The organism is Isoalcanivorax indicus, from assembly GCF_003259185.1.
Lineage (GTDB): Bacteria > Pseudomonadota > Gammaproteobacteria > Pseudomonadales > Alcanivoracaceae > Isoalcanivorax > Isoalcanivorax indicus.
Genome location: NZ_QGMP01000001.1, coordinates 2183912 through 2198314, shown reverse-complemented (window position 1 = coordinate 2198314; position 14403 = coordinate 2183912). Strand labels below are relative to the sequence as shown.

The window sequence follows — 14403 nt, the reverse complement described above, 5'->3', positions numbered from 1 at the left end:
CCTTATGACCGGCAACTGCGCCCGTGACTGCGCGCCACCCTGAGGCTCCTGCGTGACTGATATCAGCCATATTCGAAATTTCTCCATCATCGCCCACATCGATCATGGCAAATCCACCCTGGCGGACCGCTTTATCCAGGTCTGCGGCGGGCTGTCTGATCGCGAGCTCAAGGAGCAGGTGCTGGACTCCATGGATCTGGAGCGCGAACGCGGCATCACCATCAAGGCGCAGAGCGTGACCTTGTATTACAAGGCACGTAACGGCGAGACCTACCAGCTCAACTTCATCGACACCCCCGGCCACGTGGATTTCTCCTACGAGGTGTCCCGTTCCCTGTCTGCCTGCGAAGGGGCCCTGCTGGTGGTGGATGCTGCCCAGGGTGTCGAGGCGCAGTCCGTGGCCAACTGTTACACCGCCATCGAGCAGGATCTGGAAGTGCTGCCGGTGCTGAACAAGATCGATCTTCCGCAGGTGGAGCCCGAGCGGGTGATCCAGGAGATCGAGGAAATCATCGGCCTGGATGCCCACGATGCCTGCCGTGTCTCGGCCAAGACCGGGGTCGGCATTGAAGATCTGCTGGAACAGCTGGTCGAGCGGATTCCGCCACCGGTGGGTGAGCGCGAGGACAAGCTCCAGGCCCTGATCATCGACTCCTGGTTCGACAACTATCTGGGGGTGGTGTCGCTGGTGCGAGTGACCCGCGGCCGCCTGAAGAAAGGCGACAAGATCCTGGTGAAATCCACCGGCCAGACCCACTCGGTGGACCTGCTCGGCATCTTTACCCCCAAGCGCACCGAACGCACCGTCCTGGAAGCGGGCGAGGTGGGCTGGATCAGCGCCAGCATCAAGGAAATTCTCGGCGCCCCCGTGGGCGACACCCTGACCCACGCCAAGACCCCGGAAGTGGAAGCCCTGCCTGGCTTCAAGAAGGTCAAGCCGCAGGTGTACGCCGGCATGTTTCCGGTCAGTGCCGACGATTACGAAAACTTCCGTGACGCCCTGTCCAAGCTGGCCCTCAATGATGCCTCGCTGTTCTATGAGCCGGAAAGCTCCGATGCCCTGGGGTTTGGCTTCCGTGTGGGTTTCCTGGGCATGCTGCACATGGAAATCATTCAGGAACGTCTGGAGCGCGAATACGATCTGGACCTGATTACCACGGCGCCGACGGTGGTGTACGAACTGCTGCTGGCGGACGGCAGCATTCTGCATGTGGACAACCCCTCTGACCTGCCGGAAACCAACAAGGTCGAGGAATTCCGCGAGCCTGTCGCCCGCGTCAATATTCTGGTGCCGCAGGAGTATGTCGGTGCCGTGATGACCCTGTCGGTCGAGCGCCGTGGCGTGCAGAAGAACATGCAGTTCCTCGGCAAGCAGGTCGCGCTCACCTATGACATTCCGATGGCGGAAGTGGTGCTGGATTTCTTTGACAAGCTGAAGTCCTGCAGCCGGGGTTATGCCTCACTGGATTACAGCTTTGATCGCTTCGAGGCGGCCAGGCTGGTGCGTGTGGACGTGCTGATCAACGGTGAGAAAGTGGACGCCCTGGCGATGATCTGCCACGCCGACCAGGCCATGTATCGTGGCCGTATCCTGGTTGAGAAGATGAAGGAGCTGGTGCCCCGGCAGATGTTCGACGTGGCCATCCAGGCGGCCATTGGCAACAAGATCATCGCCCGCCAGACGGTCAAGGCCCTGCGCAAGAACGTGTTGGCAAAATGCTATGGCGGTGATGTCAGCCGCAAGCGCAAGCTGCTTGAGAAACAGAAAGCCGGCAAGAAGCGCATGAAGCAGGTCGGTAGTGTGGAAATCCCCCAGGAAGCCTTCCTGGCCGTGCTCAAGGTGAGTGATTGATGGATATTGATATCGGCTTCTGGCTGACGCTGGCGGTACTGGTTTCGGGGGTGCTGTGGCTGGCGGACAAGAAATGGCGGTTGCGCGAGCGTGGCGGCAAGGCCGTGCGCGAGACCGTGGAGTTCACCAACTCGTTGCTGCCGGTGTTCCTGGTGGTCCTGCTGATTCGCTCGTTCCTGGTCGAGCCCTTCACCATCCCCTCGGGCTCCATGTTGCCGACCCTGGAAGTGAACGACTTCATTCTGGTGAACAAGTTTGCCTATGGGCTACGCCTGCCGGTGACCAATACCCGCGTCGTCAGCATCGCCGACCCGGAGCGGGGCGACGTCATGGTGTTTCGCTACCCGCTGAACCGGAACCAGAATTTCATCAAGCGGGTCGTCGGTCTGCCCGGTGATGTGGTCAGCCAGCGCGATGGCCGGCTGCTGATCAACGGCGAGCCGGTCGAGCGCGAGCAGGTCGACAGCCGCAGCGCGGGCCGCTACCGTGAAGACCTGTATATCGAAACGCTGGGAGAGGCAGTCCATCTGGTGCGCACCGAGTCTGTCGTGAATCGGTTCACAGGCCAGACGCTGTCGCGCAGCGAGGATAATGACTGGGAAGTGCCGGAAGGGCATTATTTCATGGTCGGCGACAACCGGGACAACAGCAGCGACAGCCGCATGTGGGGCGCGGTGTCGGAAGACCTGATCGTCGGCAAGGCGTTCATGATCTGGATGCACTGGCGGCCGGGGCTGTCATTGCCCAGCTTCTCCCGTAACGGGGCCATCGACAAGGTTGAGGTGGAGACACAATAATGACAACACTGCCATCGCGTATGCGTGGGCTGTCCATGGTCGGGTGGATGGTCGTCATCGTCATCGCCGTTGTGCTTGGCACTGCGGCGATTCGCATTATTCCCGCCTATCTGGAATACAGCACGATCAATACGGCGATCAATAATACCTTGCAGGACAGCCGCATCATCATGCAGTCCGATAACGAAATCCGGCAGGCCATCGACCGGCGTTTTTCGGTCAACAATGTCACGGCGGTATCGTCCCGTGATCTGGCCATCAGCAAGGATGGCGGGCGTCTGCATATCGGCCTGGATTACGAAGTCCGTGAGCCACTGTTCGGGAATATTGATCTCGTGATCGCTTTCCAGAAGGATTACGAGAAAAGCACCCGATGACCGAGCTTGAACTGACCCGGCTGTGCAAGCGGCTGGGTTACCACTTCACAGACCAGGCCCTGCTCGAGCAGGCCCTGACCCACCGCAGCGCCCACCGTCAGGTGAACAACGAACGTCTGGAGTTCCTTGGCGATGCCCAGCTCGGGCAGATCATCGCCCACTGGCTGTTCCAGCGCTTTCCCGAGGCCAGCGAAGGCCAGCTGACGCGTATGCGCGCTGCCCTGGTGCGTGGCCAGACCCTGGCTGACGTTGCCCGCGGGCTGGACCTGGGCCCCTGCATTCGTCTGGGGGGCGGCGAGATGAAAAGCGGCGGTGAGCGGCGCGCCTCCATCCTGGCCGACGCCCTGGAAGCGATTATCGGCGCTGTGCGGCTGGATGCGGGCCCCGAGGTATGCCGCGAGCGCGTGCTCGCCTGGTTCGGTGACCGCCTGGATGGCGTGTCTCCCACCGAAACCGTCAAGGATGCCAAGACACAACTGCAGGAACGGCTTCAGGGGCGCCAGATGCCGCTGCCGGAATACGACATACTGACCGTGAGCGGCCAGCCCCCGCGCCAGTCCTTCGAGGTGATCTGCCGCCTGCCGGGGTATGATCATCAGGAAACCGCCCGGGGCAGCAACCGCCGCCGGGCAGAACAGACCGCGGCCGCCCAGGCCCTGGCCTGGCTTGAGGAGCAATTGCGTGACTGAGTCCGCCTCGACCACCCGCTGTGGCGTGGTCAGCATCATCGGCCGCCCGAACGTGGGCAAGTCCACCCTGATGAATCACCTCATCGGGCAGAAGATCAGCATCACCTCGCGCAAGCCGCAGACCACCCGGCACCGTATCCACGGGATTCTGACCCGCGAGGACTACCAGATTATCTTTGCCGACACGCCCGGCATTCATCAGGACGCCCAGCGCGCCCTGAACAAGGCGATGAACCAGTCGGCCCTGACGGCCCTGGCGGGGATCGATCTGATCTGCTTCATGGTCGACGCCCTGAAGTGGACCGACGCCGATGAGCATGTATTGGCCCTGCTTCAGCGCGCCGAGGTGCCGGTACTGTTGATTATCAACAAGGTCGACAGCCTGGAAGACAAGGCCGCGTTGCTGCCTCATATCCAGCGGCTGAGTGCCCTGTACGATTTCGCTGACGTGATTCCCGTGTCTGCCCTCGGCGGGCACAACCTCGACGCTCTGGAAGCCGCCCTGGCGCAACGTCTGCCAGCCGGAGACTTCTGGTACGACGAAGACCAGATCACGGATCGCAGCCTGCGCTTCATGGCGGCGGAAATGATCCGCGAAAAGGTCTTCCGACAGCTCGGCCAGGAACTGCCGCACCAGATCACCGTGGAAGTCGAGCTGTGGGAAGACACGCCCACGGTGACGCGCATCAATGCGGCCATTCTGGTGGAACGCCGTGGGCAGAAGAAAATCCTGATTGGCAGCGGCGGCGACCGCATCAAGAAGATCGGCACCGAAGCCCGCCAGGACATCGAGGCGCTGATCGAACGCAAGGTGATGCTGGAGTTGTGGGTAAAAATCCGCTCCGGCTGGTCTGACGATAGCCGCGCGTTGCGCTCGCTGGGCTACGGCGACTGAGTATGACGACGGACGCTGCACCCGGCCCCGGCGGCCTGGAGTCCGTCTGGGTGCTGCACAGTCGTCCCTATCGCAACAGTAGCGTTATTCTTGAGCTGTTTGGTGCCCGCCAGGGTCGCATCGGTGCCGTCGCCCGTGGCGGTCGGCGCAATACGCTGCTGCAGCCGTTTCGTCCGTTGCTGGCCAGCTTCAGCGGTCGCGGCGAATTGCTCACCCTGATCCACTGCGAAGCGGAAGCCCCGGCGTTGCCGCTCAAGGGCCGGGCGCTGTTCTGCGGCTTTTACCTGAACGAAATCCTGGTGCGTTTGCTGCATCGCTTTGACCCTCACCCGGAATTGCTGGAGCCGTACCGCGCCACGCTGTCGCTGCTTACTGACGCGGACATGCCGCAGGATGTGCTGCTGCGCCGTTTCGAGCTGACGCTGCTGGAGGCCCTGGGCTATGGCTTCTCCCTCGACCATGACGCGGAAGGCGAGCCCCTGAACGCCGGCCATGGCTACCGCCTCGACACCACCCTCGGCCTGATCCCCGACCCCAAAGGCTTCCCAGGCGACGCCTTGCTGGCCATCGCCGCCGGCGACTGGCACGACACCGCCCGCCGCGTCGCCCGCGACCTGCTGCGCCAGGCCCTTGCGCCCTTGCTCGGTGATCGGCCTCTGGTCAGTCGTGAGCTGTTTCGCTGATTGTTCCATTCTTCATCGTCCTGTGGTCATGGTCCAAGGGGGCGGGCATTCCCTTTCAGGACACGCTGCAAGTACATCCCTGTAAGCTCTCGTTCGGCATCCATGCCTCTCGAAGGTCCTGAAAGGGAATGCCCGCCCCCTTGGACCGGCACGTTCAGTGGGATCAATGGACGTTCAGCGAACGGCAAGATGGGTTCGTGCTGGGACTTCATTGTCTGGTCCGGGCTCGCGGCGGCAGCAAGAACATGACTCCCGGTTGGCTGGCAGCCTTTGGGACTGGCTGCACGTGACGGCCCTTGGGGACGGGGACTGCGTTTCAGGACTGTCGAGAGGCATGGATGCCGAACGCAAGCCTACAGGGATGTATTCACGGCGTGTCCTGAAACGCAGTCCCCGTCCCCAAGGGCCATAACCACCAAACCAGGAAGCAATGGTCCATACCGACAACTCACAGCCCAAGGGTTTATACTGACAAACCAGAGCTTCCATCCGACGACCAAGGGAAACCGACTCATCATGCAACGTGTCCTGCTGGGCGTGAATATCGACCACATCGCTACGCTGCGCCAGGCGCGCGGCACCCGTTATCCCGAGCCCGTGCAGGCTGCGCTGATGGCCGAACAGGCCGGCGCCGACGGCATTACCGTGCACCTGCGTGAAGATCGCCGTCATATCAACGACCGGGATGTGGAACTGCTGATGCAGACCGCCCAGACCCGTATCAATCTGGAAATGGCCGCCACCCGCGAAATGCTCGATATTGCCTGCCGCCTGCGGCCACCGCATTGCTGCCTGGTGCCCGAACGGCGCGAAGAACTCACCACCGAAGGTGGCCTGGATGTGGTCGGGAATTTCGAGGAATTGAAAGCCGCCTGTGGCCGTCTCAATGATGCGGGTATTCAGGTGTCGCTGTTTATTGATGCCGTGCCCGCGCAGATCGAGGCCGCCGTGGCCTGCGGTGCCGCCGCGATTGAATTGCACACCGGGCAGTACGCAGAGGCAGACGACGAGGCCACGCGTATCGAGGAGCTGCGGCGTATCCACACCGGGCTGGATCTGGGCAAGGAAAACGGTCTGATCGTGAATGCCGGGCATGGGCTGCACTATCACAATACGCAGGACATTGCCGCGCTGCCGGGTATTCATGAGCTGAATATCGGCCATGCCATTGTCGCCCGCGCGGTGCTTACCGGGCTCGATGAGGCGGTGCGCAGCATGCGGGCGCTGATTGATCAGGCGGCGGTGCGCGCCGGGCGGCGGGTGTGATCGTCGGTATCGGTACGGACATTGTAGCGGTTGCACGCATGCAGGCGGCCTGTGGGCGGCGCGGTGCGGCGCTGGCGCAGCGCTTGCTGCACGATGATGAATTACAGATATGGCAGGCGCACAAGGACCCGGTGCGCTGGCTGGCCAAGCGCTTTGCGGCCAAGGAGGCGTTGCTCAAGGCATTGGGGACCGGGTTGCGCCAGGGGTTGAGCTGGCGTGACATGGCGGTGCTGCCTGATGCGCTGGGGCGTCCGGAGGTGTTCTGGTTCGGTGCCGGGGCGGCGCGGCTTGAGCGCGCCGGGGGCGGCTGCCGTGCGCATGTGTCGATCAGCGATGAACAGGACTATGTGCTGGCGTTTGCGGTAATTGAATCCGGCACCTGAGTACGCACGGCTTCGATCTCCAGCAGCAGGCGATCCACGGCGTCGTTGCGCACGTTGTCGGGGGCGTCGGTCTTCAAGGCTTCTTCCAGGGTCCGGGCGGCCCGTTCCAGGCGCGGCGCGCCGCAGTAGCGGGTGGCGCCGTGCAGCTTGTGCACGCTTTCCAGTAACGGCGTCAGGCTGTCGGCTTCGGCCTGGGCGCTGATCCGCGGTGCATCCTGGTCGAGGCTGGCCAGCAACATGCTGTGCATCTCCTGGGCCAGGGCCGGGCGGTCACCTGCGCGGGCCAGCGCCAGGGCGGGGTCGAACACCGGCAGGGTTTCTTCGCCGGGCAAGGGGGCGTCGTCGTCCTGCGGGTCGTCGGTCGGCGCGGCAGTCCTGATGCGCTGCACGTCGGGGGCGGCGACCCATTTTTCCAGCATGTGGCGCAGGTGCCCTTCACTCACCGGTTTCGACAGATAGTCGTCCATCCCGGCCTGGAGCAGGGTCTGGCGCTCGCTGGCCAGAGCATGCGCGGTCAGGGCGATGATCGGGGTGTGGCGCTGGTCCTGCTCCAGGGCACGCAGTTCACGGGTGGTCTGCATGCCGTCCATGTCCGGCATCTGGATGTCCATGAACACCAGGTCGAAGGTCTGTTCGGCAAAGGCGGCGATGGCGTCGGCGCCGCTGTGGCAGGCGCGCACACGCACGCCCATTTCTTCCAGGAATACGGTGGCCAGGCGCAGGTTGCCGGGGTGATCGTCCACCACCATGACGTTCAGGTTCAGATCGGAGCGTGGCTCGCCGCCGCGCTGGCTGCGGTGGTCATTCTCCTGGCCGCTCAATTCCAGCAGGGCGTCATACAGACGCATGCGGGTGGCGGGTTTGCCGAGCACGCGATGCAGTTGCGGGTATTCCGGCAGTCGCCGGCTCAGGCGGTCAGCCTGGTTGCACAGCACCACCAGGCGGCGTTGTTGCTGGCCGCAGAGCAGCTCCGCGGCTCGCCGCACTTCGTCGTCCTGATCGTGCCCGGGGGGCATGCCGATGATGGCGAAGTCTGCTGCGGGCAGGCTGTTGTCTTCCAGCATGGGTAGCAGGGCATCCAGCGCTTGCAGGGTGGTCACTTCCAGCCCCCAGGCGCGCAGCATGTGGTACAGGCCCAGGCGGGCATGCTCGTTGGGTTCGATCAGGATGGCGGTGGCGCCGCGAAAGGCGCGGAAGCTGTCGGTGACGGGGGTGTGTTCGTCGATTTCCACGCGCAGGGTGAACCAGAAGGTGGAGCCGCGGCCGGGGGTGCTGTCGACACCGATCTCGCCGCCCATTTCTTCCACCAGGCGTTTCGAGATGGCCAGGCCCAGGCCGGTGCCGCCCATGCGCCGGGCGCTGCTCTGGTCCACCTGGGTAAAGGCGCTGAACAACTCCTTCTGCATTTCTTCGCTGATGCCGCTGCCGGTGTCGGTCACGGCCACCTTGATGGTGGCCATATGGTCGCGCTCTTCTTCCAGCATGGTGCGCACTACCACCGAGCCGCGCTCGGTGAACTTGATGGCGTTGTTGACCAGGTTGGTCAGCACCTGGCGGATGCGCAGCGGGTCGCTGAGCAGGTGCAGTGGCACGTCGGAATAGATGATGGCGGCCTGTTCCAGGCTCTTTTCCTGGGCCAGCGGCGCCAGCATGGTCTGCACTTCCTCGATCAGGTCGTGCAGGTTCAGGGGCACGCGATCCAGGCTCAGTTTGCCGGCCTCGATCTTCGAGAAGTCGAGGATGTCATTGATGATCGACAGCAGGGCTTCGGAGGACTTGCGGATGGTGCTGAGGTAATCGCGCTGGCGCGGGCTCAGTTCCGAGCGCAGCAGTAGCCGGGTGAAGCCGATAATGCCGTTCAGCGGCGTGCGGATTTCGTGGCTCATGTTGGCCAGGAACTCGGACTTGATCTGGCTGGCCTTGAGCGCCTGCTTGCGTGCCATGTCCAGTTCGATGTTCTGGATCTCGATGGTTTCCAGTGTTTCGCGCAGGTCTTCCGTGGCCTGATCGACGTTCTGTTGCAGTTCCGTCTGCGCCTCTTCCAGTGCTTCGGCCATGGCGTTGATGGCACGTTCAAGCTGGCCCAGTTCGCCCCCGGCCCCCACATGCACGCGGCTGTTCAGGGCGCCGTCGCGGATCTGCTGCAGGGTTTCGGTAAAGGCGGTCATCGGCGCCGTCATACGGCGGCTGAAGCGCAGGGCCGGAATCAGGGCCAGGCCGATGATGGTCAGGGTGCTGAGAACAAGGGTGAGCAGGGTCTCCAGCATCTCGATACGTTGCCGGTGACCGGAGAACTCGATTTCCAGTACCCGTTCGGGGTCGGCGTGCAACTGCTGGCGCCAGCGCCAGGTGTCGCCGGTGGGCAGGATGTGGGTGTCCGGCGACAGGCTGTTGAAGGTCTGGTTGTCGCCATTCAGCGGGCGCATGCGCGGCCCGGCGTGCACGGCATCAGGGCCCTGGCGCAGGGTGGCGGCGCGCACGTCGGCTTCATCGAGCAGGGCCTGCATCACGCGCTGGTGGCCGGCCAGATCTGCGGCGTCCAGCGCTTGCAGGCGGGCGGCGTAGCTGTCCAGAATCAGGCGATGCAGGTTGTGGGTGTTGTCGCGAATCTCGTTGACGCGACTCGACAGCACATAGCCGCCCAGCGCCAATGCCGCGATGACTACCGGCACGGCGGTCAGCAGCAGGATACGTGTGCGCAGATTGAGATCAGTCATTATTGTGTCCTGGCATTCCGGCATTATGCACGGCCACGGGGCCGGCATCACCCCTGCTGGCGGCGCGGCGCGGTGGCGCCTACAATGGCGCCCATGAGCGCATCCACCCCATACCCCAATATCGAGAGCACCGTCGGTAACACGCCGCTGGTGCGCCTGCAGCGCATGCCCGGGGACACCTCGAATGTCATCCTGGCCAAGCTGGAGGGCAATAACCCGGCCGGTTCCGTCAAGGACCGCCCGGCCCTGAACATGATCATGAAAGCCGAGGCGCGTGGCGAGATCCGCCCGGGCGATACGCTGATCGAGGCGACCAGTGGCAACACCGGCATCGCCCTGGCCATGGCGGCGGCCATGCGCGGCTACCGCATCAAGCTGATCATGCCCGCCAACCAGAGTCAGGAGCGTCGTGATGCCATGGCGGCCTACGGCGCCGAGCTGATCTCGGTGAGCAAGGAGGAGGGCATGGAAGGTGCCCGCGATCTGGCGCAGGCGATGCAGGCCCGGGGAGAAGGCCGGGTGCTGGACCAGTTCGCCAACCCGGACAACCCGCTGGCCCACTACGAGACCACCGGCCCGGAGATCTGGCGTGATACCGGCGGCCGCATCACCCATTTCATTTCCTCCATGGGCACCACCGGCACCATCATGGGGGTGTCGAAGTACCTCAAGGAACAGAACCCGGATATCGAGATCATCGGTCTGCAACCGACGGATGGCGCGCAGATCCCGGGCATCCGCCGCTGGCCGAAAGAGTACCTGCCCAGCATCTTCGATATCAGCCGGGTGGACCGGGTGGTGGACATGAGCCAGCAGATGGCGGAAGACACCATGCGCCGCCTGGCGCGTGAGGAAGGCATCTTCTGCGGGGTGTCCTCGGGCGGCGCCATCGCGGCGGCGCTGCAACTCAGCCGTGAGGTGGAGAACGCCGTGATCGTCGCTATTGTCTGTGATCGGGGTGACCGTTACCTGTCCACCGGGGTGTTCCGGGCGCCGGCCGGAGCGGTCTGATGGGTCGACGTCAGCGCCGCAAGCCCCTGCCCGAGGGCACCTTCACTGCACAGATCGAAACGCTGGGCCACGACGGCCGTGGTATTGCCCGTCTGGACGGCAAGACCACCTTCATCGCCAATGCCCTGCCGGGCGAGACCGTGGAATTCCGCTACACCTGGCGCCGCGGCAAGTTTGATGAGGGTGTGGCCGAAACCATCAGCCAGCCCGCGCCAGAGCGGGTCGCCCCGCCATGCCAGCATGCCGACATCTGCGGCGGTTGCAGCCTGCAGCACATGCACCCCGAGGCGCAGATACGCCTGAAACAGCAGGTGCTGGCCGAGCAGCTGGATCATTTTGGCGGCCTGACCCCGCGCACCTGGCTGGACCCGCTACTTGGCCCGCGCACCGGGTATCGGACCAAGGCGCGTCTTGGCGCGCGCTATGTGGATGCCCGGGAGACGGCGTTTGTCGGCTTTCGTGAAAAGCGCAGCAACTTCCTGGCCGACCTGAAAGGCTGCGAGGTGCTGATTCCGGAAGTGGGCCATGCCTTCATGGACCTGCGCGCCTTGCTCAACAGCCTGGAAAGCCGTCGCCGTATTCCGCAGATAGAAGTGGCCGCAGGCGAGGATGCCATCGCGTTGGTGTTTCGCCATATGGACCCGCTCAGCGCGGCGGACCAGCAGCGACTGATCGATTTTTGTGTGGCCCGTGGCTGGCACTGCTACCTGCAGCCCGGCAACGAAAGCACTGTGCATCGGGTGGCGCCGCCGGAAGGGGATGCGGTCCCGACACGGCTGCATTATCGGCACCCCGGCGCTGATTTGCGCATGGCGTTTCACCCCAACGACTTCACCCAGGTGAACAGCGAGATCAACCAGCGCATGGTGCCGTTGGCACTGGACTTGCTGGATATCCAGCCGGACCATCGGGTGCTGGATCTGTTCTGTGGTCTTGGCAATTTTACCCTGCCACTGGCGCGCCGCGCCCGTGAGGTGGTGGGTGTGGAACTGAGCGACACCATGGTGGCGCGGGGCTACGAAAATGCGCGGGCCAATGGCCTGGATAATGTGGCGTTTCATGCCTGGGATCTGAGCCAGGACATCAGTGGTCAGGCGTGGGCAGACAGCCACTTTGACCGGGTGCTGATCGACCCGCCGCGCAGCGGGGCGCTTGAAATGGTTCGTCTGATGCCCCATTTCGGGGCCAGTAAACTGGTTTACGTCTCCTGCAATCCGGCCACGCTGGCCCGTGATGCGGGGGAGTTGAAGGCACTGGGCTACGATCTGGTGAGTGCGGGCGTGATGGACATGTTCCCGCATACCACCCATGTGGAATCCATCGCCCTGTTCGAGCGGTGCTGAGGGTACTGATTCCGGTACCGGGCCCGAGGGAGTAGAAACATGGTTACCGTCCGCCGTCAGCCGCCGCTGGCCGGAGAGTACACCGACTTGCCCACCTGGCTGGCCAGCGTGGAGGCCCGTTGCCACCTGCCGGACACGGAGCTGCTGGCGCGGGCCTGTGATCGCGCGCGACAGTGCGAGGAAGCGGGTGACCTTGCCGGGCGCCGCTGGCCCTATGGTATCGGTTGTTACCGCATCGGCCTGGAAATGGCCGAAATCCTCGCAGACCTTCGTGCCGACGGGGAAATCCTGCCTGCCGCCGTGCTCTACCGCTCCGTGCGTGAGGGCCACCTGTCGCTGCTGGAAGTCGAGCGCGAGTTCGGCGAGACCATCGCCCGGCTGGTGGAGGGTGTACTGCGTATGGCGGCCATCAGTGCCGTGCTCAACCCGACGCGCAAACCGGTGCTGGGCCAGCAGGAGGGACAGCTCGACAACGTCCGCAAGATGCTGGTGGCCATGGTCGATGATGTGCGCGTGGCCCTGCTCAAGCTGGCCGAACGGACGGTCATCATTCGTGCCCTCAAGGATGCCGATGAAGAGCGTCGCCGCAAGGTGGCCCGCGAGATTTTCGATATCTATGCACCGCTGGCCCATCGTCTGGGTGTGGGCCAGTTGAAATGGGAACTGGAAGACCTGTCGTTCCGTTACCTGCAACCGGGCGCCTACAAGAAGATCGCGCGTTTGCTCGATGAAAAACGGCTCGATCGCGAGCAGTACATCGACAATGTCATCAATGAACTCAAGGGCCACCTGGAGCGCTCCGGCATTCACGGCGCGCAGGTAGATGGCCGCGCCAAGCATATCTACAGCATCTGGCGAAAGATGCAGAAAAAGCATCTGGACTTTTATGAAGTCTACGATGTGCGTGCCGTGCGTATTCGCGTGCCGGAAATGCGTGACTGCTATGCGGCTCTCGGTATCGTGCATTCGCTGTGGCAGCATGTGCCAAAAGAATTCGATGACTATATCGCCACGCCGAAGGAGAACGGTTACCAGAGTCTGCACACCGCCGTAGTGGGGCCGGAACGCAAGATGCTGGAAGTGCAGATCCGGACCTTCGATATGCACGAGGATGCGGAGCTGGGTGTCTGTGCCCACTGGCGTTACAAGGAGGGTGGGCCGCGCCGCAAGGGGGCCGACTACGAACACAAGATCGCCTGGTTGCGCCAGGTGCTGGAGTGGCACGACGAGCTTGGTGAAACCAGTATTGCCAATCTGGTCGACGATTTCCGCAGCCAGGAAACCGGCCAGCGCGTTTACGTGTTCACCCCGGATGGCCATGTGGTCGATCTGGAGGCGGGCGCCACGCCGGTCGATTTTGCCTACCAGATTCACACTGAAGTCGGGCACCGTTGCCGGGGCGCCAAGGTCAATGGGCATATCGTGCCCCTGAACTACACCTTGCAGACCGGTGAGCAGGTGGAAATCCTGACGACGCGCGAGGGCGGCCCCAGCCGCGACTGGCTGACGGCATCGCTGGGCTATGTGCACAGTGCGTCGGCCCGTGCTCGCATTCAGCACTGGTTCAAGCGTCAGGATCGCGGCACGCATATCAGCCAGGGCAAGGCGATTCTGGAACGCGAGCTGTCGCGTCTGGCACTCGGGCATATAGACCTGGACCAGCTGGCACCGCAATTCAATCTGAAGACGGGCGAAGATGTGCTGGCGGCGCTGGGGGCGGGCGATCTGCGTCCGGCCAGTGTCGTCAATCATGTCCAGGGGCAGCTGGATGCTGACGGGACGCAGCGTGAGCTGGAATTCATTCCACGCAAGTCCCGGGATGCGCGCCGTGAGGACGCCAGCGACATTACCATCGAAGGTGTGGGCAATCTGATGACCCATATCGCGGCCTGCTGCCAGCCGATTCCGGGCGATCCGATCATGGGGTATATCACCATCGGGCGTGGCGTGACGGTGCATCGGGCGACGTGCCCGAACCTGCTGGCCATGCAGGCGGATGATCCGGCGCGTGTGATCGAGGTGAGCTGGGGGCATGCGGACCGGATCAGTTATCCGGTGGATATCTATATCCGGGCGTGGGACCGGCAGGGGTTGTTGCGTGATCTGCTGTCGGTGTTGGCCAATGAGCGGGTGAATGTGACGGCGGTGCATACGGAATCGCATGTGGAGGACAACACGGCGACGATGTTGCTGACGATCGAGATTTCCAGTCTGGGGAATCTGGGCAAGGTGCTGGCGCGGATGGATCAGTTGCCTGGGGTGCTTGAAGTACGACGCTACAAAAAATGAAGCATCGTATCTGGCAGGGAGCGGTGGTCACGGCCCTCGGGGGCGGGTACTGCTTTTCAGGACACGCCGTGAATACGTCCTTGTAGGCTTGCGTTCGGCAT

At 63.3% G+C, this 14403-nt stretch carries 12 protein-coding genes; 11 read left to right on the top strand and 1 reads right to left on the bottom strand.

The window, feature by feature from the left end; genetic code table 11:
- The first annotated feature begins 52 nt into the window (after positions 1-52).
- The 8 genes from lepA to acpS all read left to right on the top strand — a co-directional run bounded on the left by lepA (position 53) and on the right by acpS (position 6942).
- Positions 53-1852, top strand: a complete 1800-nt coding sequence (gene lepA, locus DKW65_RS10030; RefSeq protein ID WP_111657108.1) for a translation elongation factor 4 — start codon at positions 53-55, stop codon at positions 1850-1852.
- A complete protein-coding gene (gene lepB / locus DKW65_RS10025; protein WP_111657107.1) occupies positions 1852-2649 on the top strand; it encodes a signal peptidase I in 798 nt (265 codons plus the stop codon). Before lepA ends, lepB begins: the two co-directional genes overlap by 1 nt.
- Positions 2649-3026, top strand: a complete 378-nt coding sequence (locus DKW65_RS10020) for a DUF4845 domain-containing protein (protein WP_245932464.1) — start codon at positions 2649-2651, stop codon at positions 3024-3026. Before lepB ends, DKW65_RS10020 begins: the two co-directional genes overlap by 1 nt.
- Positions 3023-3715 carry a ribonuclease III gene (gene rnc, locus DKW65_RS10015; protein ID WP_111657105.1) on the top strand — a complete coding sequence of 231 codons (693 nt, stop codon included), beginning with the start codon at positions 3023-3025 and terminating at the stop codon, positions 3713-3715. The genes DKW65_RS10020 and rnc overlap by 4 nt, the downstream gene beginning before the upstream one ends.
- Positions 3708-4610 (top strand): GTPase Era, encoded by a 903-nt coding sequence (gene era / locus DKW65_RS10010; protein WP_111657104.1) that lies wholly within the window; start codon positions 3708-3710, stop codon positions 4608-4610. The genes rnc and era overlap by 8 nt, the downstream gene beginning before the upstream one ends.
- Before the next feature lie 2 nt (positions 4611-4612).
- The gene (recO, locus tag DKW65_RS10005) at positions 4613-5293 is read left to right on the top strand and encodes a DNA repair protein RecO (RefSeq protein ID WP_111657103.1); all 681 of its coding nucleotides are present in this window, start codon (positions 4613-4615) and stop codon (positions 5291-5293) included.
- Positions 5294-5809: 516 nt separating this feature from the next.
- Positions 5810-6559 carry a pyridoxine 5'-phosphate synthase gene (gene pdxJ / locus DKW65_RS10000; protein WP_111657102.1) on the top strand — a complete coding sequence of 250 codons (750 nt, stop codon included), beginning with the start codon at positions 5810-5812 and terminating at the stop codon, positions 6557-6559.
- Positions 6556-6942 (top strand): holo-ACP synthase, encoded by a 387-nt coding sequence (acpS, locus tag DKW65_RS09995; protein WP_111657101.1) that lies wholly within the window; start codon positions 6556-6558, stop codon positions 6940-6942. Before pdxJ ends, acpS begins: the two co-directional genes overlap by 4 nt.
- Here the strand turns inward: acpS and DKW65_RS09990 are convergent.
- Positions 6903-9659, bottom strand: a complete 2757-nt coding sequence (locus DKW65_RS09990) for a response regulator (protein WP_111657100.1) — start codon at positions 9657-9659, stop codon at positions 6903-6905. The two genes, acpS and DKW65_RS09990, sit on opposite strands and share 40 nt — an antisense overlap.
- A 93-nt stretch (positions 9660-9752) precedes the next feature.
- Between DKW65_RS09990 and cysM the strand changes: the two genes are divergently transcribed.
- Genes cysM through relA form a run of 3 tightly spaced genes read left to right on the top strand, consistent with a single transcriptional unit; the run spans position 9753 to position 14302 of the window.
- A complete protein-coding gene (cysM, locus tag DKW65_RS09985) occupies positions 9753-10670 on the top strand; it encodes a cysteine synthase CysM (RefSeq protein WP_342767595.1) in 918 nt (305 codons plus the stop codon).
- Positions 10670-12013: a 23S rRNA (uracil(1939)-C(5))-methyltransferase RlmD gene (gene rlmD, locus DKW65_RS09980; RefSeq protein WP_111657098.1), complete on the top strand. Its 1344-nt coding sequence runs from the start codon at positions 10670-10672 to the stop codon at positions 12011-12013. Before cysM ends, rlmD begins: the two co-directional genes overlap by 1 nt.
- Positions 12014-12052: 39 nt before the next feature.
- Positions 12053-14302: a GTP diphosphokinase gene (gene relA, locus DKW65_RS09975; protein WP_111657097.1), complete on the top strand. Its 2250-nt coding sequence runs from the start codon at positions 12053-12055 to the stop codon at positions 14300-14302.
- Positions 14303-14403 lie beyond the last annotated feature (101 nt).